Source organism: Chryseobacterium elymi, from assembly GCF_003385495.1.
Classification (GTDB): Bacteria; Bacteroidota; Bacteroidia; order Flavobacteriales; family Weeksellaceae; genus Chryseobacterium; species Chryseobacterium elymi.
Genome location: NZ_QNUH01000031.1, coordinates 1 through 22,448, shown reverse-complemented (window position 1 = coordinate 22,448; position 22,448 = coordinate 1). Strand labels below are relative to the sequence as shown.

Genomic DNA, 22,448 nt, shown 5'->3' with positions numbered 1-22,448 from the left:
CTATGATAAAAATCACAAAAGCACCTGCAATGGCAAAGGAGTTCACATCTACGCCAATCAGCTTAAGAATTTTGTTTCCTACGAAAAGAAAAACAATCATAATAGCACCGGCAGTAATGGATGCTTTCCCTGCTTCAATCTGTCCAAACTTCTGCTGAAGGCTTACAACAATAGGAACAGAGCCGATAATATCGATTACGGCGAAAAGAACCATAAAGCAGGTAACGATTTCTTTAATAGAAAAATCATTAAATATTTCCATCTCCTTGTAATTAAAAATTTCGCAAAAATATGAAAAAAAAATGATTATTTGCTAATTCGTGAGTACAAATTAACAACTGCTTTTAAAAGCTCATCTATTCCTTCTGCCGATTTCAGAGGTGAATATTTCTCCATTTGAATTCTCTGCTGCAGATTTCTGTATTCTTCTGCAACAGAAGGTCCTTTATAATTTTCCAGAAATACTCTGAACTCTTGTGAAGAACTCTGGAAATACTGTTTTCTTATATCCGTATCCATTTCTTCCAGGGTATCAAAGAACTTTTGATAATCTCCGTTATCTTTAAGATTTTCAAGATAGCTAAAATAATCATTAATATCCGTTTTCAGCATTTCTCTGATCTGTTTTTCTGTTTCAGCCACTGAACCAAGCGGTTTCGGAGATGTTGTTTCTTTAACCAGCGCTCGTTTTTTTCGCCATGTCTTAAATAACAGGTACATAATAAATAACCCGATAAGAATGGAAATATTGGTTAAAAGGATGCTCCAGTGGAATTTACTCTTTTCCCTTACTTTAAATGTTGTTGTTTTCAGAACAGGAGTATCTACCGTTTCCAAAAGCGTGTTGGTATATTCATTTACCTTTTCAACTGTGGAACGTGATTCCAGAATCTGATCATGGGAAAATGCATTTAGGGCAAGAGCTTTATTTCCAAGGTCCACATATTCGTGACTTGCCGGATCAAAGAATGCAAACTGCTCAGTCTTGATCGAAATAGCACCTACTTTTTTAGGAATGATAACATAGTTGGCCAAAATCTCTCCTTTCATTCCTGTGGTTCCGGGAGTCACTTTGGAGGTAATTTTAGGGGTAAAGACTTCATAATCCGGAGATGAGATAATCTTAGGTAGTTGCATATCCGGAAGATTTCCTTCCCCTGAAACTTTAACAACAACGTTGATCGGTTTGTCAACTTCTATTTTATCCTTTGAAGCATTGTATACATTCACCTTGAAATTACCAACTGCATTTTTAAAGTATTCAGGCGATCCTTCCGGAAGTTTTTTTACATTAAGCTTTACTTTATTGGAAACAATTTTATTTTTATTCGAATAAGAGTTTACCGATGCCGATATTGCCGGAACATCTACATACCCTGATTCATTAGGAAATACCATAAATACAGCCACTACCTGAGAAGCCATATTGCCGGCTCCCGAAGGGTCTATTTCCGATTTATTTAAGTTTATAGGATGTATATTAAGATTATCCTGACGCGGAAGACGAACATCTTTCACTTTTCTGAAATTGTCCATATTTTTGGAATATACTCTCAACACAGCCACTGTAGCCTGATCCTGATACACCTCGCGGTCTTCTATCTCCATATTGAGATAGACTTCGTTGGCCATATTACTAGCTAGTGATCTTTTTTCAATGATATCTTTTATATTGACATCAAAAGGCTCTGTCTTGTAAATCCTATTATTAACTGTTACCAGTACAGAACCTATTTTGATCTTCCCTTTTTTCTTAGGCTCAAGAGCAATCCTGGATACTTTCTGAGTAACAAGTGTATTGGTAGCGGGATCTATCAGTGTATTGGTAACCGACCCGCTTCCTATAATATTAAATTTGGAAAGGTCGGGTAGCTGAAAACGGGTCTGTGGCTCGAGGTCAACACCATTAAGTTCCAGAACAATGGTAAGGTTTACAATATCCTTTCCATTGTATTCTGCTTTATCAGATTCCATATACAGATTTACCTGTCCGTAAGAAATTACGGATGCAAAAAGGAATAATATGTAAATCAGTTTATGCTGCATCACCAATCTTTTTCGTTGCTTTGGGGCATCGAATAAGAATTCTTGTTTAAGATTCTTCTGGCGGTTTCTTTTTCTTTTTCGTTGACTTTATCTAATATCGCGTTTTCAAGATTCTTAGGCATTTTTCCTTCATTATCGGGGTTTTGCTTAGGAGTATTTCCCTGCTCGCTTTTCCCTTCATTCTGCTGGCCATTTCCCTGATCCTGTTTTTGATCTTTTTGGTCACCTTTCTGATCATCATTTTTGTTCTGATCATTTCCTCCTCCGCCTTTTCCTGAATTGTTCTGTTCGTTTTTCTGCTGTTGCTGTTTTTCTTTTTCCTTCAGCTTGGCGATTTCATAATTCTTTCTGGTCGCTTCATTATAAGGATTCTGCTTCAGAGCTTGCTTATAATAGTCAGCCGCTTTTTCCGGTTGGTTCATCTGCATGTAGGTATTGCCCAAATTATGAAGAGCGGCCGTTTTATCCGGCAGAGTCTGCGAAAGCTTCTGAGCTTTATCAAATTCTGCTTTAGCCTCTTCATACTTTTTGCTTTTATACAATGCATTTCCCAGATTATAATGAGCTGTAAAGTCTTTTTCATTTTCCTTAACAGCCTCCATATACTTGGAAGATGCTCCGTCATAATCTTTACCATTAAATTTCTGATTACCTTCATAAACTAAAGTTCTATAGTTTTCCTGCCCAAACAGCTTGTTTGAGAATGAAAAAGCAATAAGAAACGATAAAAAAATGATTTTAGTATTCATTACCTGCAAAATTATTCCTTTATATGTTAATAAACAGACATCTATTTGTTAAAGTTCGGTTAAAGTACTTATTTAAAATCTTGATAAACAAAGTGTAAAAACTAAATATTGAAATCTTTTTTCGGGTTCAAGATATAAATTAAAAAGAAAAAGAAAATGGAAACTATTAAAAAGTATTGATAATAGTGATTAGCATTCTGGGACTTTACTAAAGTCTGTGCGGATGAGGATTTTTTACTCACAGCATCAATGATCTTATCGGGAGCTTCATTGATATTATTTCCGTCTACGTAATCTCCTCCTGTAGATTCCGCCATCTTTTTAAGAGCTTCCGTCTGTCTCTTAGAGATCACTGTTCCACCATCCATATCGGTTTTATAGCCCATCAGCTGGCCGAAGACATATTCCGGAACAGGCGCCCCCTCATCTGTCCCTATGCCTACCGATGTTATGGAAATCCCTTCTTTATTGGCCAGTCTTATGGCAGCATTATCATTTCCTTCATTATCTTCGCCGTCACTCAGCAGAATGACTTTTCTGGAGCCTTTGCTTACATTTTTAAATTTTTCTGCTGCGGCCTGCATTCCTTTCAGAAAATCCGTTCCCTGGATCTTCATAGAATTTGTTTCTACCGCACTTATATAGGTTTCGGCGGTCCCATAATCTGTGGTAAGCGGCATAATAGAAACTGCTTCACCGGCAAAAATTACGATACCGATCTTATCATTCTTCATTTTCTGCATGGTACCCAGCATAAGATTTTTTGCCTCTGTAAGACGGCTGGGGTCAATGTCTTCCGCATTCATAGAATTGGAGACATCCAACATAAAAATCACATTATTAAACCGCTGATTGGTTTTCACTTCTTCAGAACCGTTCAATAAATCTATAATCGAAAATATAAGAAAAAGTGTTCCTAAAAGATATAAAGCGGGAAAGAATTTTGTAAACCCGGATCTTTTTTCGAATAAGCTGTCATGAAATCTGCTGTCTGCAAAAATCTCTCTTTTTTTCTTTTTCCATCTCAAAAAACGGATCAGAAAGATAGACAACAACGGCAGAAGCAACAGCAAAAGTAAGTACCAGTAATTCCCTAAAGACCAATTCATCAGCTTAAAAATTTATATAATACCCATCGCAGCAATGCATCAAAAAACAACATTCCCAATGCGATCCAAAGGAAAATTTTAAAATATTCATCATAGTTGTACAGCTTGGCAACCTTGATATCGGTTTTCTCCAACTGGTTGATCTCATCATACACTTCCTCCAGACTGCTGTTGGAAGTCGCTCTGAAATATCTTCCTCCTGTAGTCTGTGCTACTTCTCTCAATGTATTTTCATCAATCGTAACCTCTGTTTCTGTAAAAATCAGGTCTCCGAAAATATCCTGTGAGGTAGGCATCAGCGCAAAACCGTTGGTCCCTATCCCAATGGCATATACTTTTATATTATTATTTTTGGCAAGTTCCGCAGCAAGCTGTGGAGGAATTGCATTCTGAATATTGCTTACTCCGTCTGTCATAAGAATAACCACCTTACTTTTGGCTTTGCTTTTGATAAGATGATTTACCGCTACAGAAAGTCCTTCTCCAATGGCTGTTCCCGGTTCAAGACCAGCGGAATTAAGATTTTTAATTTCATCTATAACCACCTGATGGTCAGAAGTCACCGGTACCTTAGTAAATGCTTCTGCTGCATATGCTACCACTCCTATCCTGTCATTCGGGCGTTTCTGGACAAATTTTACGGCAATATCTTTTAAAGCGGTAATACGGTCCGGGCTAAGATCTTTGGCCAACATACTCAGGGAAACATCTATGGAAAGCATGATATCTACGCCTTTGGTATCATCCTGGTCCTGAGAAACTGTAAAAGTTCTCGGTCTTGCCATCGCAATAATCAGCGCAGAAAGAATGATATACTTCGAAAACTTAAGCAGACCAAGTACAGCACGAATTCCCCCGCTGCCTTCCATATTCTGTACTGTAGGAACTTTTATGCCTTTCTTTCTCTTTCCTCCCGCATCTTTAATAAAAAGGGGAATAAACAGCAGAAAAAGCAACAGGAACCACGGACTGTAAAATTCAAAATCAGGCATCCTTTCTTAAGTTTTCAAATTCTAGATCTTTCGACGATCTCTTCACAAAATCGCGGATATCTGCAAAATCTTTTTCCATGGTAGTCTGGTCAGGAAAAGTCTTGGCAAATTTCACCAGATCCCCTCTTAAAAATACATCTTCCACTATTCTTTCGTTTTCCTGGGAAATGGTATTGTTTTTCTTCATAACGTCAATAAGATCGTCTGTAAGAAGAACATCCGCCGGAAGATGATATTGTTTGGCAATGAATTTTCTGGAAATATCTATCAGTTCAACATAGAACGAACGGAAATCACCTCCTTCAATATATTTTTTCTTTTTCAGGGAATCCAGTTCCTTTAAAGTCTGGTTGGTGGCAACAGCAGGCGAATTTTTTGATTTCCTGCCCCATTTGATGAACATAATGCCTGCAATAATCAAAGCGAGAACGGCTAAAGCAGCGAGGATATAGAATTTATAAAGCTCCCAGTAATCTTTTGTTTCAAGCTTTACCTCTTTATTATTCATGATATCATTGATCTGATCTGCCTTTTGGGCTGTATTTACCACATCAATTTCATAAGGAATGGTTTTTAAAATCTTTCCTCCTACATTAAATTCCAGCTCAGGAATAGTAAATTTCCCTTCTTCATACACTGAAAATTCAATTTTTCTCTCGTAGGAATTCTGGTTTTGCCCAATGCTGTCCTTAATTTCTTCAAAATGGAAAGGCAGCATTTCGTTTTTAGGAGCAGCAACCACCTGAAGCTCATGAATATTGTCTATCTTAATAATCAAACGGTTGACCTCGCCTAAGGCAAGGGTTTTCTTCTCCAAATTGGAAGACAGTATCTGCGAAAAAACATTTCCACAGATTAAAAAAGAAAGTATGAATACTATTTTTCTCAATTTCAAATACTTGTAATTGCGGCCTGAGCCTTCATTATTTTTTTATATTTACTTCTTCTGGAAATAATTATACAGCATTTTAGAATAATCGGCACCGGTGCTCATATTCATAAAGCTGGCCGAGCTGGCGGCAAAATCTTCTTCCAGAGCCCGAACTTTCTGCTTCTGGGCTTCAGCAAACGTATACCTCCATCTTGCACTGGAAGTATTGGCCCAGACTTCTTTTCCTGTTTCGGCATCATACAGAAGAGCATAGCCTACATCAGGAATTTCGTTATCTTTTTCGTCATAGATTCTCATACCCAGCAGCTGGTGCTTTTTTGAAGCAACTCTAAGCATTTTGGAATCATAAGTATCTTCAAAATCTGAAAACAGAAAAACCAGAGATTTCCTTTTAAAAATCCCCATCATATATTCCATGGCTTTATCAATCTTTGATACAGCCGGGACATAATCTGCTGTCAGAATATTACTGATAATAGAAAGAATATGTTTTCTGCCCTTCTGGGGCGGAATTACTTTATATACTTTATCTGCAAACAGGATCAATCCTACTTTATCATTATTTCCTGCCGCTGAAAACCCGAGGCTGGCAGCAATTTCTGCTACATATTCCCTTTTCAGCTGGTTTTTGGTTCCGTAATCCATAGAGGCGGAAATATCTACCAGGATCATCATAGTCAGCTCTCTTTCCTCTTCCATTACTTTAACAAACGGCTCCCGGAATCGGGCTGTTTTGTTCCAGTCGATCCTTCGGATTTCATCTCCGAACTGGTACGGGCGGACTTCCGAAAAAGTCATTCCTTGTCCTTTGAAGGCACTGTGATACTGTCCCATAAGTGAAGCTTCCGTCTTCTTTCGGGTACGGATCTCTATCTGCTTTACTTTTTTTACAATATCTTTTATTTCCATAAATGTGTTGTAGGTTTCGAGTTATGGGCTATGGGGTTTGTGCGTTGCGCTTCCATCTCCCATTTTCGTTACTTCCATTCTCTTCTAACTTCTAATCCTTCAATTCAATCGAAACATTCAGCCATTCACTGTCAAATTTCGGGCTGTATTTCTTATAAAAATTAATAGCGGGTTCATTCCAGTTCAATACCTGAAAAACCATTCCGCTGTATTGGTTAGATTTTCCATATTCCAAAGTGGCATCAAACAAAAGTTTTCCGATCTGTTTTCCTCTCATTTTTTCCGTCACCACCAGATCTTCAAGATACAGCCTTCTTCCCTTCCAGGTTGAAAACCGGTCATAATATAGTGAAATTCCCACAATTTCGCTATTCAGTTCGGCAACGAAAGCTCCCCAAACCGGAGATTTCCCAAAACCGTCTTCTGTAAACTCATCCAGAGTTATGGTCACCTCATGAAGTGCCTTTTCATATTCTGCAAGCTCCCGGATCAACTCCAACATGGGAGCGCAATCTTCCCGGACAGCTTTTCTGATAACTACTTCACTCATTACGGTGCCTGAATTTTAGCTAAAATCCTGTTGATAATCTCTTCTGATGAAATTTCTTCTGCTTCTGCTTCGAAAGTAAGACCAATTCTGTGTCTTAATACATCCTGAGCCAATGCTTTTACATCTTCAGGAATAACAAAAGCTCTTCCCTTTAGAAATGCATAGGTTCTGGATGCAATGGCAAGGTTGATGGATGCTCTGGGAGAAGCTCCGAATCCGATATAGTTTTTAAGCTCAGGAAGTCCGTAATTCTCCGGATAACGGGTTGCAAAAACCATATCCAGAATATATTTTTCGATCTTTTCATCCAGATAAATCTGGTTGATCAGTTCTTTGGCATCTACAATATCCTGCAACGATATCACAGGTTTTACACCAGGCTGATGGGAAGTTGAAACCATTCTCATCACCGTTCTTTCGTCTTCAAAATTAGGATAATCGATCTTACATTTCAGCATAAAACGGTCACTCTGTGCTTCCGGAAGCAGATAAGTACCTTCCTGATCTATTGGGTTCTGAGTAGCCAGCACCAAAAACGGTTTCGGAAGCTTCATGGTTTCATCACCAATTGTTACCTGTTTTTCCTGCATCACTTCCAGCAATGCCGACTGTACTTTTGCAGGCGCACGGTTGATCTCATCCGCCAATACAAAATTCGCAAAAACAGGACCTTTTTTTATAGAGAAATCGTTGTCTTTGATATTGAAGATCATGGTTCCCACCACATCTGCGGGAAGCAGGTCGGGGGTAAACTGTATCCTGGAAAATTCGCCATGAACAGCTTCTGCCAGGGTTTTAATCGCTAAAGTTTTTGCCAGCCCCGGAACTCCTTCCAAAAGGACATGCCCATTCCCTAAAAGACCTACCAACAAGCGGTCTATCATATATTCCTGGCCAATAATCACTTTATTGATTTCCTGCCTCAAAAGGGAAAATAAGTAATTCTTTTCTTTTACTTTTTCCGTCAACTGGCGGATATCTTCAGCTTGATATGTATCTGACATAGCTTTAATTAAAATAGGTGGTAAATTTCTGATAAATACTGGCATTAATCAACATAATGAATGCCATTTTAAAGTTAAAGTTTGTTAAATATTCCTTTATTTATAATGGATCCAAGTAATAGATTCAAAAAAAATTCAGGCAAAATCACTTAAAAGGCCAAAAAAACATGATCATAGTTCTAAAAAAAAGTATCTTCACTCAGCTGTCATTTTTAACAGAAATGTATTGGGTCCAATGACATCCCGTACTTAATTATCTAATGCAGAATATTTTTACTAAATTTTAGTAATGGACATCATTATTTTGAAATTTATAGAGCTTTAAACTCAGTAATATATATGTATTGCACCGCCAAATACTTTTCGGAGGAGTTTTTTTTTATGATCGATAAAAAGAACATAACAATTAACATCTTTTTTCAGTATTTAAGAACATTTAATTCAATCCCTTATCCAAAAAATTGTCACTTCCAGTTTATTAAACTATTTTTGGTGATTAAAAATTTTTGCAAAATGAATTATCATTTTCAAGCACACAGACAAGTGAGAAAGAACCTTTTAAGTATTCTGCAGAACACTTCCCACGAAGATCTTCTGCTGATTCCTGACGGTTTCAACAACAATATGTACTGGAATATTGCCCATACGGTTGCTACACAACAGCTCCTGCATTATTATCTGAGCGGAAATCCCTTCAGAATAGATAAATATTGGATCGAAACCTACAAAAAAGGAACTCTTCCTAACCTGAATGTACAAAAATCTGAAGTGGAAGACCTTGAGTTTTTACTCACTGAAACTTCAAAGATTTTAATGAAAGATTATGACAGCGACTTTTTTTCAGACTACACGCCATATACTACAAGTTTCGGCATGGATCTGAAAAGCATCCAGGACGCCATCATTTTCAACAATATGCATGAAAGCCTGCATTACGGCTATATCATGGCACAGAAAAGAGCAATACTTGGAGAGACCGGAAGATAGTGAATCTTCACTGCGTGGGTCAATGGTCAAATGTGAATTTTATACATACCAAAATTGACTTACGAAGTAAAATTCACAATTGACCATTCACTATATAATTTATAATAAATTTCAATGAAAGACGATTTTATTTTCGGGCTGCGTCCCGTAATTGAAGCAATTGAAGCGGGAAAAACGATTGACAAGATCTTTGTGCAGAATGCACTTCAAGGTCCTATTTATGCTGAGCTGAAAACAATTTTAGCCAAAAATAAAATTCGTCCCAACTATGTTCCAATTGAAAAGCTGAACCGTTTTACAAGAAAAAACCACCAGGGGGTGGTTGCTTTTATTTCAGATGTTCCATTTCACAGAGTGGAAGATATTGTTCCGCAGTTATTCGAAGAAGGAAAAACACCTTTCTTACTGATCCTTGACAGGCTTACGGATGTAAGAAACTTCGGGGCGATTTGCAGAACAGCAGAATGTGTAGGGATAGATGCCATTATTATTCCTGAAAAAGGAGGGGCGCCTATTAATTCAGATGCTATCAAAACGTCTGCAGGAGCGCTTTATAATATCAAGATCTGTAAGGAACCGAATCTTGCGCATGCAGTAGATTTCCTTCAGCAGAGCGGTATTTCTGTATTTGCAGCTACCGAGAAGGCTCAGAAACTGATCTATGATGTGAGTTTCACAGAACCTTGCGCTATTGTAATGGGGAATGAGGAAACCGGAATTTCTAAAGAAGTCATGCATCATTCGGACGAAAAAATAAAGCTTCCTATTGAAGGAAAAACACAGTCGTTAAATGTTTCTGTAGCATGCGGAGCTATTTTGTATGAAGCGGTAAGACAGAAAATCGTAGCAGCTCCAAATCTTTAATCGGTAACGAATAAGTGTTTTATCGTGATGTTTTGTGGTATCGTTATTGATGCACAGAACGGAAATATCAGTAAAATTTAACTTAAAAAAAATCAAATGAAAAACGTAGCAGCATTAATGCTTATCTCATCTATAGCTCTTGTATCTTGTAAAAAAGAAACAGCAACCATCACTAAAGTAGATCCTAAAACAGGAAAAACAGTTACGGTAGAAGTTCCTGCCGATTCTGTAGCTAAAGTAGCGGAAAATCCTGCCATCAAAGACTCTGCGGGAGTTTTCACCCAGACTTTTAAACTGGAAAAGGGAAAAACCTATCCTCTTACCACGTACCAGAGAGATGTGAAAACAATGGAAGACCCTCAGGGAAAAACGATCACAGCAACCAGCGAATCTACGGATGAAATGAACTTCACTGTTAATGATATCAAAGGCAATGTGTATGACATGACCCTTAATCTTGTCGCTAAAAGAAATTCGCAGAGTGCACAGGGCAAAACAGTAGTCGTAGATACCAAACTGGCTATTCCGAAAGAAGATGACCTGAAAATGATCTGGAATATCAACAAAGCACTGACCGGAAACAAGCTTAACATGAAGATGGATACTAAAGGAAATGTAGTTTCTATTACAGGTTTTGATGCTGTTTATAATAAAGTTACCGCAGCTGTAGGAACTCTGATCAAAGATGAAAACCAGAAAGCAAGCGTTGTGGCCAGTCTTAAGGAAACCTTCAATGAAAAGGTATTGAAAGATCAGCTGAATAAAAACTTAACGATTATTCCTAAAAAAGGAGTGAAAATCGGTGAAAAATGGACTACTTCTGAAAATGCGGATCCAAGCGGAAGTATTAAAGTAACTTCAAACTATGTATTGAAAAGTGTAGGAAACGGAGCTGCAGAAATCTCAGTAACGGGAGGAATTCCTAAAAAGACGGAAAAGAAAACACAGGGGCCTATAACACACAGCCTTAGCAGCGAGCTTGCCCAAAACGGAACCATTAAGTTTGACCAAAGTACAGGATGGATCACCAATCAGAATATCGATGTAAAAACAACGCAGATAGAGACTATTTCAGACGGAAAACAGTCACAGTCTATGAAAAGTACATCCAAATCTTCTGTCATGGTAAATCCTTCTGCAAAATAATTGAATTAAAGACGTTTTAAAGTCAGAGTATTTTAGAGTGGGAATATCTTAGAATTTGGAAGTAGGCTTTTATCCTTGATATAACTTTCAGGATAATTTATAAGTCTTGAACTGCGAACTTTGAACTTTAAATCATAAACTTTGAATTTAAATTAGAAATTATGAAGTACATTCTTGAGTTAGTGCTCTCTGCCATCATTATTTTCTTTGTCTGGAATATCCTGAAAAGGATGTTTTTCAAGACTTTTTACAGTTACAGGTTTGATAACAATAAAAATAATAACAGGCAGCAGGATCTAAACAGCTCGAATAAGAATAAACAAAACCTCAACTGGGATGCAGAAACAGTTGACTATGAAGAGGTAAAAGAAAGTAACAACAAAAGGTAAAATTCCAAGAAATAAAAGATAATAACCAGCATGGCTAAAAATAAAAACTTAATTTATATTGCAATTTCACTAGTTGTATTTATAGTTTTAGCATTTTTATATTCCACTCCTGTTTTTTCCGGGAAACAGCTTTTTCAGCATGATATTGTACAGTACAGAGGAGGCGCAAAAGAGCTCCTGGACTACAGAGCCGATACCGGAAACGAAACCTATTGGAGCGATTCCATGTTTGGCGGGATGCCGACCTACCAGATGGGAAGCCAGTTCAAAGGCGACATCATCAAAAAGATCGACAGCAACCTGAACTTCCTGCCAAGACCGGTCAATTATCTCTTCCTCCTTTTTGCAGGGTTTTTCTTCCTGGGAATGGTAGCCGTCAGAAACTGGAAATACGCTTTACTGGGCGCCACTTTCTTCGGATTATCTACCTATTTTTACATTATTATTGCGGCAGGGCACAACGGTAAAGTAAATACTATCGAGTATTTTGCACCGCTTCTTGCCGGAATTATATTAGTTTATATCAGGAAACAGTATATCTGGGGATTCATTGCAACAACCCTCTTTATGGGGCTTCAGATTGCAGCCAACCACCCTCAGATGACGTATTACCTGTTTTTGGCACTAGGGTTTTTATTCCTGTCCGAACTGGTAAGAGCGATCCAGAAAAAGACTCCTATGAAACATTTCTTGATTTCATCAGGAATTATTGCTGCTTCATGTGCAATTGGTGTCGGCATGAACTCCCAAAGGATCATGGCCAATTCCGAGTACATTAAAGAAACGGTGCGTGGAAAACAGATCCTGACCAATGAAAGCCATACTTCAGGAGAATCGGGACTGGATAAAACCAGCATCCTGATGTGGAGCTATGGAAAGCTGGAAACGCTTAATCTTTTCATTCCAAGGCTAATGGGTGGCGGAAGCCAGGAACCTGAAGCTAAGGAAATGATGAACAGGGTTGAGGAGCTTATCCAGGAAAATGTAGGCTCACAGGCTGAAATGGACAGAATTTCAAAAGGGTTCAACGGGGTTACCTACTGGGGAGATCAGCCGGGAACCTCAGGTCCTGCCTATCAGGGGGCCGTCGTATGTTTCCTTGCTTTATTAGGATTCTTCTTCGCCTGGAAAAAATACCGTTACTGGATCCTCGGAGCTTCCATACTGACTATTTTACTGGCCTGGGGAAGCAACTTTATGCCGTTGTCCGACTTCTTTATCGACTACATTCCTTTCTACAGCAAATTCAGAGCACCATCTTCCATATTGGTGGTGGTGGAATTATTATTCCCATTAGTTGCTGTTATTGGAATCTACAGATTCTTTACAGACGAAAAACTGACCGAGGAATACAAGAAAAAAATTCTTATGTATGTAAGCGGCGGAACTTTAGGACTTTTATTGATCCTTCTTCTTTTCGGAAAATCGCTGCTTGGTTTTTACACCGATGGCGAAAAAACATATTTCCCGCCTTTCCTGTTGGATTACCTTGCTGATGAGAGATTTAAATTATTCAGAATTGATGCCATCAAAGCATTAATTTATGTCGCTATCACGGCCGCTGTTCTTTTCTTAACCATGAAGAAAAAAATGAGCCAGAATATCGCCTTGATCATCATTGGAGCAGTAAGTTTATTTGATCTCTGGACGGTAAACAAACGTTATCTGAATGATGAGAATTATGTAGACAAGGTTTTTGCTGAAAATCCGTTCCAGACAGAAGGTTCAGACCTGCTGGCTGAAAAAGTTCAGGGAAATCCGAAATTAGAATCTATTTTAGCCAATGTCAACGTTAATAAAACGCTTGAAACCATCGCTGAAAAAGATAAAACACATTACAGGATTTTCAATAATATTTTAGGAACATTCAGTGAGACCAATACCTCTTATTTCAAATCTTCAATCGGAGGTTATCATGCTGTAAAGCTGAGAAGATATGATGACGTGATCAATGAATACTTCCAGGTCATGGACTCCGTAAAAGTACCGAATATCCTTAATCTTCTGAATGCCAAATACTGGGTGATGGGTGGACCGGAGCAGCCTCAGGCCATGCCGAATCCTAAAGCCAACGGAAATGCCTGGTTTGTAAGCGATCTGAAATTTGTGAATACACCAGACGAGGAAATCAGGTCTATTGGAGTGATCGACAGTAAGAAAACCGCTGTTATTGCATCATCAGACAAATCCTATTTCAGCAATAAACCTGTTCAGGCAGATTCTGCGGCATTTATCAATCTAACTAAATATCAGCCGAATGAACTGGAATTTAAGTCACAGTCTAAAACCCCTCAGCTGGCTGTATTTTCTGAGATCTACTATCCTCACGGCTGGAAAATGTTTGTTGACGAAAAAGAAGTTCCTTACATCAAAGCGGATTACCTTCTGCGTGCGGTACACGTTCCTGCCGGAAACCACAACATCAGAATGGTCTTTGAACCTGAAGTGATACAAAAAGGTAAATGGCTGTCGCTTTTATGCTTCGGATTGTTCATCACACTGAGTGCATTCGGAATCTTCCGGATGAATAAAAATAAGAAAAAGGAACAGCTTGCTGAGAAAACTGTTTAACGTTTAAAGTTTATTGTTCAAGGTTAATGGAACAAAAAAAAATACTGATCATCACCTATTACTGGCCTCCTGCGGGAGGTCCTGGTGTTCAAAGATGGCTGAAGTTTGCAAAATATCTGCCGGAATCCGGCTGGAACCCCGTGATCTATACCCCGGAAAACCCAAGCTATCCCCTACTCGATGAAAGTCTTTTAAAAGACGTTCCGCAAAATATAGAGATTGTAAAAACCAAAATCTGGGAACCTTATCAGCTGGCGGAAAAGCTGAACAAAAGCAACAAAAAGTTCAAAGCCGGACAGTTTGACGTCGGTAAAAATCAGAGCTGGAAATCAAAACTGTCGATCTGGGTGAGAGGAAACTTCTTCATTCCGGATGCAAGGGTGTTTTGGGTAAAACCTTCCATCAAATTTTTAGAACAGTATTTAAAAGAAAATAAAATAAATGTGGTGGTCACTTCCGGTCCGCCCCACTCTCTTCATATGATCGGCTTGGGACTGAAAAAGAAGCTTCCTAATCTGAAATGGATCGCCGATTTCCGTGATCCCTGGACTGAAATTTCTTATTACAAACATTTAAAGCTCACCAAAAGCTCCGACAGGAAACACAGACAGCTTGAAAGCGCTGTTTTTAAAAATGCAGATATAACATTAGCGACAAGCTATACTGATGCTGAAAATTTCAGAAAAGCGGGAGCAAATGCTATTTGCATTACAAATGGATTTGATGAAAGCGATGCTTCGGCCACACACGAAAAGAGTCAAGAAAAGGCCTTTACTTTAAGCTATATCGGAGTTCTTGAGCAGTTAAGAAATCCTGAAAATCTCTGGAAGGTCCTTGATGAATTAGTCAGAGAAAATAAAGAATTTGCAGATCATTTTACCTTGAAATTTGCAGGAAGAATAGATGATAAAATCCTTCAATCGATTGAAAATTCAAACCTGAAAGATCACATCCTGAACCTCGGCTATATTTCTCATGACAAAGCTGTGGAAGAGATGGCACAGTCAAATCTTTTACTGATCACCAATTTTCCAAATGAATCTTCTAAAGGAATTATTCCCGGGAAAATATTTGAATATCTTGCTACCGGAAAACAAATCATTTCTTTCGGTCCCGATGAAGCTGATGTTTCCAGGATTCTTGCTGAAACTGCTTCAGGAAAACATTTCGGTTATGATGATTCTAAAGCAGTCAAAGATTTTATCCTTGAGAAATATGAACTCTGGAAAAATGGAAATCTTCTTGAAAACACTCAGAATATTGAACAGTTCTCAAGAAGAAATCTGACTAAAAAGCTTGCTGAGATTTTACCGTAAGCCGCGGACTTTTGGCGAAATAGTTACAAAATAAATGCTTCTACTTCGCTCAGAACTATAAAACAAGATTATTTTTTGAACAGGTTCTCAATCAATTTGGTTTGAGATTCAATGAGCTTGGTAAGCTGTTCCTGATTTTTCAGTATACTTTCAGCAATTTCAGGTGACTGCATATTAAACACCGGATTATATTGATTAATTGTACCCGCACTGGATAAGTCACTGAATTTATTATTTGATATATTAACCTGAATACCTTCATTTAAAAGCTCATTAATATCTACTTCCAGTTCCCTGGCAATTTTATTCAGTAATAATGAGTTCGGTATATTTTTATCAGATTCTATACTGGAAATGGTACTTTGTGCCACATCCAAACGTAATGCTAATTCATCCTGGGAAAGACCTCTTGTTTCTCTAAATCTTTTTACTTTGGCACCTATACTCATAATATCAATATTTTGTTCAAAAATAGCAAAATACCGATGATATTGAAAGAAAATTTCTTTTACGTTTGTAAAACTATATTTCACAGCTTACAGATAAGTGAGATTTTTTTCGGAAATTTTAAGATATAAGATTTAATACGACACGCTTTGTCGTCTTGTGATTATACCTTTGTTATAGAAATAAAGTAAAACAATGACATTAAAAATAACACTTATGAAAAACAGTATTTATCGGGCTAAAAACCATAATTAAAATATGGGGTTTTCCCTATGCTTAGAATTAAAATATAATTATTAAATTCGCAAAAAATAAACAGATATGAAAAAAAATTACACACTCGCACTCGCCCTGAGTGTATTCCTGAATTTTTCGGCCCAGGAAACAGAGGTAGCATGGCAGCGGGACATCAAATCCTCTACGCAGGATTTTCTAAGCCAGGTGACCACAACAATAGATCAGCAGTATCTGATCACGGGAAGCTCAATTCAATCCAATCCTTCAATAGGCTCAGGGACCTCAAACCAGAAACAAAATAACGGCTACGATTTCCATTTAGTCAAATTAAACCAACAGGGTCAGGAGGTTTGGGAAAAATATTTCTCAGGAAATAACCATGATTACTTATCTGCTTCCATCGCCAGCCAGGAAGGAGGATTTCTTCTGGCGGGAACTTCTTATTCAGGGAAAGGTCTGGATAAGAAAGACGAGTCTAAAGGAGGTTCAGACCTATGGTTGATAAGGCTTAGCGAATTTGGTGATCAAATCTGGCAGAAAACTTTAGGGTCAGCATCCGATGAAGAAGCAAGATCAGTTATTCAGACGACAGACTTAGGATTCTTTGTAGCCGGAAATGTTCAGAATTCAGCTAAAGGCCACGGTTCAAAAGATGTTTTGATTATAAAACTGGACAAAGACGGAAAAGAACTCTCCCAGTCTATTTTAGGAGGAAAAGGATTGGATGAAGTTGAAAAGATGATTCCCACCAAAGACGGTGGTGCCTTGCTAGGGATCTATTCCAGGAGTGGTGTTGGAGGAACAAAAAAGACAGAGAACTACGGCGAAGGAGATTTTCACATTATCAAACTGGATAAAAATTGTAAGGTTCAATGGGAGAAAAACTACGGTGGTACAGCTGATGACCATTTGAGAACACTGGCTTTGACTTCAAATGGATATGTCATCGGTGGAGAATCCAGATCAGAAATATCCGGCAATAAAACGGTGGGAATAGAGGAAAAAACTGACCTTTGGCTGGTTGCCCTTGATGAAAAAGGCAACGAGCAGTGGCAGAAATCCTACAATTTTGGTGGCAGAGACGTTTTAATGGGAATGAGTGTTTTACATTCTGCTGATGACAAAAATACAAAGGGAGTATTGATTGGTGGCTACACGCAATCCGAAGAAAGGATTAAAGCTGATGATGAAAAGTTTTGGATGCTATATTTGGATCAGAACGGGAATGAGCAGTGGAGAAAACATGTAAAAGGCGAGTCCAGTAAGAGAGAAGAAAGGCTTTCAGACATCAAATTAAACAGAGATGGCTCGATCATTTTAGCAGGAACTAGTGCCGATACGCTTGGAGAAGAAAACTGGAAAATCATAAAACTGGGGGATAAACAAATCGACCAGTTGATCGAAAAACAGGACATCAAGATCTATCCAAACCCTGTTTCAGATTATGCTTATGTAGAAATAGGCTTTGACTTTAAAGAAGCGGATATTATGTTGTATGACATGGGGGGAAGACAGCTTCAGAGCTTAAAAACTAAGAATAAGGTGACGAAGATCAATACTCAGAATTTAATTCAGGGGGCTTATCTGGTTACTGTTAAGACTGATACGAATAAAACGGCTAACGCCAAAATAATTAAAAAATAAACATAAATAATGAAAAAAATCTACATGTGTCTTATAAGCCTGGTAGGCTTATATGGTCATCTCCAGGCACAGCACCAGTTTCAGGGTGTTAACTTTGGAGATACTTCCAATCCGGTCCCTTCACTTGCCTCCCTTGCCAGGCATACAGATACTCCGCCATCAGTAGCGGTGGGTATACCCGAAATTTCCGTTCCGCTCATGAGTCTTTCAGGATATGGAGGGTCAAATTTTGGCTTGCAGCTGAGCTATAATCCAACAGGTGTTTCTACGGACGATGCAGCAGGCGAAGTTGGAACGGGCTGGTCCATGTTCAAAGGCGGGGTTATCTCAAGAAAGATCAACGGGGTTATGGTGGATGAAGCGTTTCAGAATGCAGCAAGCGCTCATTATGAAAAAAACGTCTTCGATGATGAATACTATTACAGCCTTCCCGGGTTTTCGGGGAAATTTAAAATAGAAAGAGATACCCAGCAGAATACTTTTCGTCTTGTGGATCTTACTCCTCTGAACCATGTTAAAATAGCGTATACAAAACAGAATAATACCGCTACGCTGATTATAGATTCCTTTACGATTACCGATGATGATGGCAGCACCTATTATTTTAATGATTATTCTACAGCAGCCGTTTATGATCATTTTTATGATGAAAAAGGGCTTTGGGGATGGGAATACAAATCAGCCTTTTTCCTGACCAGAATTACCAATGCCGATGGGGTGGAAACCGCAAATTTCACCTATCAGAAAAATACAAAGTACGATACTGATAATACAACATTGCTGTATAAAAGCTGCCAGCTTCAGAAAATAAATACTGCTCTTGGAAATATTGAGATCGTTTATGATTACGACCAGACCCTGGAAAAAACCATGAATGATCCTTACAGCATTAAGAAAGTAATGCTGAATAATTTTTACGGTAAAGTCGCAGAATACGCCTTTGACTATTCTTATCCTTTTCCGCCATATCCGGGGGATGCTACCTACAAAAAAAGACAGCTGGATAAAATAAAGAAAATGGACGGGCAGAATATCCTTGAAGAGACCGCATTTCTTTATAACCCTCTCAGCCTGGAAGCTTCGCCAGGCGGATCCTGCCAGGGAAGCGTACAGGTGAATCCATCCGGTGTTCTTAACAGGATTGTTTATCCTACAAAAGGAGTTACCCAGTATGGGTATGAAAATGCAGAGACCTATACCGATAAAAGCTCTGCGGCCTATCTGGAATCCCTGACCCTGGATTATGTAGACTCATGTACACAGGACCAGCAGGAGTTTTTAAATTTCAGCTTTGATACCCATCAAACCCTGACTTATTCTTTTACGATCCCGGGGGATCCTTCAAAGAAAAAAACATTCTGGGTAAATTACGGCGACGTTTATACTTCAGTTGATCCCAATACCGGAGAGCCTGTTCTCCTTCCTCCCGTACCTGAGAATAAAAGGATCACCTATACCCTGAAAAGAGGGACTGAGGTACTGACCACCAACCAGAAAGGAAGCGGGATAAAATTTTATAACTATCCCGGTCAGTATACTATCACCGCCAATGTACCGATGCAGAACGGACAGGTTAATTTTGGGCTGATAGAAGTCGTGGCAAAGCCCGGTCCTTACCGTAATGCAAGTCCATCTACATCATACAGAATCCGTTCCATCAAAAGATACAATGACCTGAGCAGCAGCACACCGGTAGCATCAGTTTCATATAGCTATGATGATTTCTCTGTTCCCAACGCTTCAAGCGGCTATACTTCTAAAGACAGCAGAATCCTGTTCAAAAACGTAAAAGTAACAGATGGTTCAGGAAACGGGTATGCAAAATACTATTTCAAACTGGATAAGGATTATCCCTCGTATCAGACTACGGTTAATGGTAATACCGTTAATTTCCAGCCTTACTACAACCTCTTAAGATCAGGGATCCTGGAGAAAAAAGAAATGTATAGTGAGACCAGCCAGCTTCTGGGAAAAGATGATTATCAGTATACATTTGGCATCGCAGATAATGTTGATTATCAGACCGATGAAGGCTATTACTCCAAAACAGCATTTATCAGCCAGACAAAGAGCACTTCCATAGCCTATCCTTCAGGATCTGCAGCATCTTTCCTGCAAACTTCAAGTGAAAACAATGTAAGAGCAGATAATTACAAACTTTCCTCTTCAAAAACTACAGCTGCAGACGGAACGGTGACTGAAAGCTTCTATAAATATGCCCAGGATAAAAACCTCACCAAGCTGCTGGCTGCTAATATGACAGGAATGCCGGTAGAAACAGAAGTAAAAGAAGGAGGTAAAACCATCGGAAAATCTGAAACTAAATTTGATCATTCAGCTAATGTATACCCGAGTTCTATGATCGGGTACAACAGGCAGAACCAGAGTCCTTTTACCGCTTCCACACTCGATGTTTATGACAGCAAAGGGAATCTGGTCCAGGTAACCGGGAAAAACGGAGTTCCTACAACCACAATCTGGGGATATTACCAGACCCTGCCTATTGCTGTTATTTCAGGAGCCTCTTATTCCCAGGTAGCCTCCCTTTCTACGGTGACGGCTGCCATAGCCGCTTCCAACGCGGATCGTGATAATCCGGCTAATGAACCTGCGCTTATACAGGCCCTGGAAAATCTTAGAAAAGATCCTGCCCTGAAGAATTTCGGTGTTACAGCAACCACTTATGATCCTTTGATTGGAGTTACCCAGTCTATATCAGCTAATGGCATCAGAACGGTAAATATCTATGACAATGCGGGCAGACTGATCCGGGTAAAGGATGCAGACGGAAAAACACTACAGGAGAACCAGTACAACTACAAACACTAAAAAATCATGAAAAAAATTATAACAGCATTCCATATATTGTTTGTAGCGGGGCTCTCTTTCGCGCAAACAACTCCCAGTACCACTGAGAACTATATCTATACCAAAAACTGTCTGGATGGAGACTGTATTAAAAAATCAGAATCTGTGCAGTATTTTGACGGATTAGGAAGACCTATCCAAAGTGTTGCCATCAAAGCAACACCGCTTGGAAGAGATGTGGTGGTTCCTATAGAATACGATGCAAAAGGAAGGCAGGCCAAAAGCTATCTTCCTGTTCCCCAGCCGGGCACGGCGAATGGAGCCATCTATACCAATCCGCTGGCCAATGCGCCTTCTGCCGGATACGGAAGTGAAAAGATCTATGCTGAAAAACGCTATGACGATCTGTTTACCACAAGAGTAAGCCAGGTTGTGCCGGCAGGAACCGCCTGGTCCCAGAAGCCCGCCAATATGGCCTACGGGACCAACGCAGCTGGTGAAGTAAAGAAATATGGGATCACGACGACATGGATAGAAGGGAGAACGAATTCCGGCATTTCTCTTTCAGGCTCTTATGCTGCGAACCAGCTGATGAAAACTTCCGTTGCCGATCCGGATGGAAATATCACCACGGAATTCAAGAATGGAAAAGGACAGACTCTACTGGTGAGAAAAAATGACGGTACCCAGAATGTAGATACCTACTATCTCCACAATGAATATGGCCAGCTGGTGTATGTGATTCCGCCACTGGCGGTGGGCACTTCGGCTCCCGATCAGGCGATGCTGGACAAGCTGTGTTACCAGTACCGCTATGATGGGCTGGGAAGACTGGTGGAGAAAAAAGTTCCGGGGAAAGGCTGGGAATATATGCTTTATGATCAACAGGACCGGTTAGTAGCTACTCAGGATGCCAATCTGAGAATGAAAGGACAGTGGCTGTATACCAAATATGACAGCTTCGGGAGAGTAGTGTTTACAGGAGTTTTCTCAGGAGGAGAAAGAAGCCTGGAGCAGGCTAATGCTGAGGCTTATGGCAGTAATAATGTAAGCAGAACCTCATCTGTGTTCTTTAACCGTGAAGGCATGGATGTATACTATGATCCGAATGGAACCTATCCTGTGGAGGGTTGGGTAAAGCTTCTCTCTGTAAACTATTACGACACCTACCCTTCCTACAGCTTCAACCCGGCTTTTCCTTCCACCCTATTGGGACAGGCTGTGATTACGGATACCCAGAATGCTCCGGTGAATACCCAGGCGATGCCTACCCTGAGCCTTATAAAAAATATAGAGGATGATAACTGGACCAAAAATTATGTCTATTATGATAAAAAAGGAAGAGCAATAGGCACGTACAGCATTAATCATTTGGGTGGAACCACCAGAACAGAATCAGAACTGGATTTTGCGGGAATGGCCAAACAGACGAAGGTGTATCACAAAAGACTGGCTACAGATACCGAAAAGGTAATCTCCCAAAGCTTTGATTTCGACAACCAGAACCGGGTAACGAAGCACCGTCATCAGGTAGACAGCGGTCCTGTGGAACTGTTAACGGAAAATACCTATAATGAACTTTCACAGCTTTCCAATAAAAAAGTGGGGGGCGGACTGCAAAGCATCGATTATCAGTATGACATCCGTGGTGCGCTTACTAAGATCAATGATCCGGCTGTACTCGGAACCAAGCTTTTCGGCTATGAGCTGAAATATTTTAATCCCCAGAATACCACCCAGGGCTCTACAGGGAAATACAACGGTAACATTACGGAAGTGACCTCGAAA

At 39.3% G+C, this 22,448-nt stretch carries 19 protein-coding genes; 9 read left to right on the top strand and 10 right to left on the bottom strand.

Features of this window, described 5'->3' with window-relative positions:
- The 9 genes from DRF60_RS19945 to DRF60_RS19905 form a co-directional block, all read right to left on the bottom strand.
- Positions 1-262 (bottom strand): MarC family protein (locus DRF60_RS19945; RefSeq protein WP_238640258.1); only part of this gene is annotated, 262 nt, incomplete at its 3' end.
- A gap of 44 nt (positions 263-306) precedes the next feature.
- Positions 307-2,046 (bottom strand): BatD family protein, encoded by a 1,740-nt coding sequence (locus tag DRF60_RS19940; RefSeq protein WP_116014933.1) that lies wholly within the window; start codon positions 2,044-2,046, stop codon positions 307-309.
- Positions 2,046-2,795 carry a tetratricopeptide repeat protein gene (locus DRF60_RS19935; RefSeq protein ID WP_116014930.1) on the bottom strand — a complete coding sequence of 250 codons (750 nt, stop codon included), beginning with the start codon at positions 2,793-2,795 and terminating at the stop codon, positions 2,046-2,048. Before DRF60_RS19935 ends, DRF60_RS19940 begins: the two co-directional genes overlap by 1 nt.
- A gap of 101 nt (positions 2,796-2,896) precedes the next feature.
- Entirely contained in the window at positions 2,897-3,904 is a 1,008-nt protein-coding gene (locus DRF60_RS19930; RefSeq protein WP_116014927.1) for a vWA domain-containing protein, read from the bottom strand.
- Positions 3,904-4,896, bottom strand: a complete 993-nt coding sequence (locus tag DRF60_RS19925) for a VWA domain-containing protein (RefSeq protein ID WP_116014925.1) — start codon at positions 4,894-4,896, stop codon at positions 3,904-3,906. Before DRF60_RS19925 ends, DRF60_RS19930 begins: the two co-directional genes overlap by 1 nt.
- Positions 4,889-5,785: a BatD family protein gene (locus DRF60_RS19920; protein ID WP_116014922.1), complete on the bottom strand. Its 897-nt coding sequence runs from the start codon at positions 5,783-5,785 to the stop codon at positions 4,889-4,891. Before DRF60_RS19920 ends, DRF60_RS19925 begins: the two co-directional genes overlap by 8 nt.
- Positions 5,786-5,833: 48 nt before the next feature.
- On the bottom strand, positions 5,834-6,697 hold the full coding sequence (locus DRF60_RS19915) for a DUF58 domain-containing protein (RefSeq protein ID WP_116014919.1): 864 nt from the start codon (positions 6,695-6,697) through the stop codon (positions 5,834-5,836).
- A gap of 91 nt (positions 6,698-6,788) precedes the next feature.
- Positions 6,789-7,247, bottom strand: a complete 459-nt coding sequence (locus DRF60_RS19910) for a GNAT family N-acetyltransferase (protein WP_116014917.1) — start codon at positions 7,245-7,247, stop codon at positions 6,789-6,791.
- Positions 7,247-8,251, bottom strand: a complete 1,005-nt coding sequence (locus DRF60_RS19905) for an AAA family ATPase (protein ID WP_116014935.1) — start codon at positions 8,249-8,251, stop codon at positions 7,247-7,249. Before DRF60_RS19905 ends, DRF60_RS19910 begins: the two co-directional genes overlap by 1 nt.
- 513 nt (positions 8,252-8,764) lie before the next feature.
- Between DRF60_RS19905 and DRF60_RS19900 the strand changes: the two genes are divergently transcribed.
- From DRF60_RS19900 to DRF60_RS19875, 6 genes are all read left to right on the top strand, one after another.
- A complete protein-coding gene (locus tag DRF60_RS19900) occupies positions 8,765-9,238 on the top strand; it encodes a DinB family protein (RefSeq protein WP_116014914.1) in 474 nt (157 codons plus the stop codon).
- Between the two features lie 114 nt (positions 9,239-9,352).
- Entirely contained in the window at positions 9,353-10,102 is a 750-nt protein-coding gene (rlmB, locus tag DRF60_RS19895; protein ID WP_116014912.1) for a 23S rRNA (guanosine(2251)-2'-O)-methyltransferase RlmB, read from the top strand.
- Between the two features lie 96 nt (positions 10,103-10,198).
- Positions 10,199-11,248 carry a DUF6263 family protein gene (locus DRF60_RS19890; protein ID WP_116014909.1) on the top strand — a complete coding sequence of 350 codons (1,050 nt, stop codon included), beginning with the start codon at positions 10,199-10,201 and terminating at the stop codon, positions 11,246-11,248.
- 161 nt (positions 11,249-11,409) lie between these two features.
- Complete coding sequence (locus tag DRF60_RS19885; protein ID WP_116014906.1) at positions 11,410-11,637, top strand: hypothetical protein; 228 nt, start codon at positions 11,410-11,412, stop codon at positions 11,635-11,637.
- A gap of 30 nt (positions 11,638-11,667) precedes the next feature.
- Positions 11,668-14,208 (top strand): YfhO family protein, encoded by a 2,541-nt coding sequence (locus DRF60_RS19880; protein ID WP_116014903.1) that lies wholly within the window; start codon positions 11,668-11,670, stop codon positions 14,206-14,208.
- 26 nt (positions 14,209-14,234) lie between these two features.
- Positions 14,235-15,524: a glycosyltransferase family protein gene (locus tag DRF60_RS19875; RefSeq protein WP_116014900.1), complete on the top strand. Its 1,290-nt coding sequence runs from the start codon at positions 14,235-14,237 to the stop codon at positions 15,522-15,524.
- Positions 15,525-15,592: 68 nt separating this feature from the next.
- On the opposite strand, the gene DRF60_RS19870 is transcribed toward DRF60_RS19875, so the two are convergent.
- Positions 15,593-15,973, bottom strand: a complete 381-nt coding sequence (locus DRF60_RS19870) for a helix-turn-helix domain-containing protein (RefSeq protein ID WP_116014897.1) — start codon at positions 15,971-15,973, stop codon at positions 15,593-15,595.
- 319 nt (positions 15,974-16,292) lie between these two features.
- Here DRF60_RS19870 and DRF60_RS19865 point away from each other — a divergent pair, with 319 nt between their 5' ends.
- From DRF60_RS19865 to DRF60_RS19855, 3 genes are all read left to right on the top strand, one after another.
- On the top strand, positions 16,293-17,852 hold the full coding sequence (locus DRF60_RS19865) for a T9SS type A sorting domain-containing protein (RefSeq protein WP_116014894.1): 1,560 nt from the start codon (positions 16,293-16,295) through the stop codon (positions 17,850-17,852).
- A gap of 9 nt (positions 17,853-17,861) precedes the next feature.
- Entirely contained in the window at positions 17,862-20,681 is a 2,820-nt protein-coding gene (locus tag DRF60_RS19860; protein WP_116014892.1) for a hypothetical protein, read from the top strand.
- A 6-nt stretch (positions 20,682-20,687) separates the two neighbouring features.
- A partial coding sequence (locus tag DRF60_RS19855; RefSeq protein ID WP_238640257.1) for a DUF6443 domain-containing protein occupies positions 20,688-22,448 on the top strand: 1,761 nt, incomplete at its 3' end.

What these genes read in the sequence shown, in the direction of transcription:
- DRF60_RS19940 (WP_116014933.1), bottom strand. Translation starts at nt 2,046, where the DNA reads ATGCAGCATAAACTGATTTACATATTATTCCTTTTTGCATCCGTAATT.
- DRF60_RS19935 (WP_116014930.1), bottom strand. Translation starts at nt 2,795, where the DNA reads ATGAATACTAAAATCATTTTTTTATCGTTTCTTATTGCTTTTTCATTC.
- DRF60_RS19930 (WP_116014927.1), bottom strand. Translation starts at nt 3,904, where the DNA reads ATGAATTGGTCTTTAGGGAATTACTGGTACTTACTTTTGCTGTTGCTT.
- DRF60_RS19925 (WP_116014925.1), bottom strand. Translation starts at nt 4,896, where the DNA reads ATGCCTGATTTTGAATTTTACAGTCCGTGGTTCCTGTTGCTTTTTCTG.
- DRF60_RS19915 (WP_116014919.1), bottom strand. Translation starts at nt 6,697, where the DNA reads ATGGAAATAAAAGATATTGTAAAAAAAGTAAAGCAGATAGAGATCCGT.
- DRF60_RS19910 (WP_116014917.1), bottom strand. Translation starts at nt 7,247, where the DNA reads ATGAGTGAAGTAGTTATCAGAAAAGCTGTCCGGGAAGATTGCGCTCCC.
- DRF60_RS19905 (WP_116014935.1), bottom strand. Translation starts at nt 8,251, where the DNA reads ATGTCAGATACATATCAAGCTGAAGATATCCGCCAGTTGACGGAAAAA.
- DRF60_RS19900 (WP_116014914.1), top strand. Translation starts at nt 8,765, where the DNA reads ATGAATTATCATTTTCAAGCACACAGACAAGTGAGAAAGAACCTTTTA.
- rlmB (WP_116014912.1), top strand. Translation starts at nt 9,353, where the DNA reads ATGAAAGACGATTTTATTTTCGGGCTGCGTCCCGTAATTGAAGCAATT.
- DRF60_RS19890 (WP_116014909.1), top strand. Translation starts at nt 10,199, where the DNA reads ATGAAAAACGTAGCAGCATTAATGCTTATCTCATCTATAGCTCTTGTA.
- DRF60_RS19885 (WP_116014906.1), top strand. Translation starts at nt 11,410, where the DNA reads ATGAAGTACATTCTTGAGTTAGTGCTCTCTGCCATCATTATTTTCTTT.
- DRF60_RS19880 (WP_116014903.1), top strand. Translation starts at nt 11,668, where the DNA reads ATGGCTAAAAATAAAAACTTAATTTATATTGCAATTTCACTAGTTGTA.
- DRF60_RS19875 (WP_116014900.1), top strand. Translation starts at nt 14,235, where the DNA reads ATGGAACAAAAAAAAATACTGATCATCACCTATTACTGGCCTCCTGCG.
- DRF60_RS19870 (WP_116014897.1), bottom strand. Translation starts at nt 15,973, where the DNA reads ATGAGTATAGGTGCCAAAGTAAAAAGATTTAGAGAAACAAGAGGTCTT.
- DRF60_RS19865 (WP_116014894.1), top strand. Translation starts at nt 16,293, where the DNA reads ATGAAAAAAAATTACACACTCGCACTCGCCCTGAGTGTATTCCTGAAT.
- DRF60_RS19860 (WP_116014892.1), top strand. Translation starts at nt 17,862, where the DNA reads ATGAAAAAAATCTACATGTGTCTTATAAGCCTGGTAGGCTTATATGGT.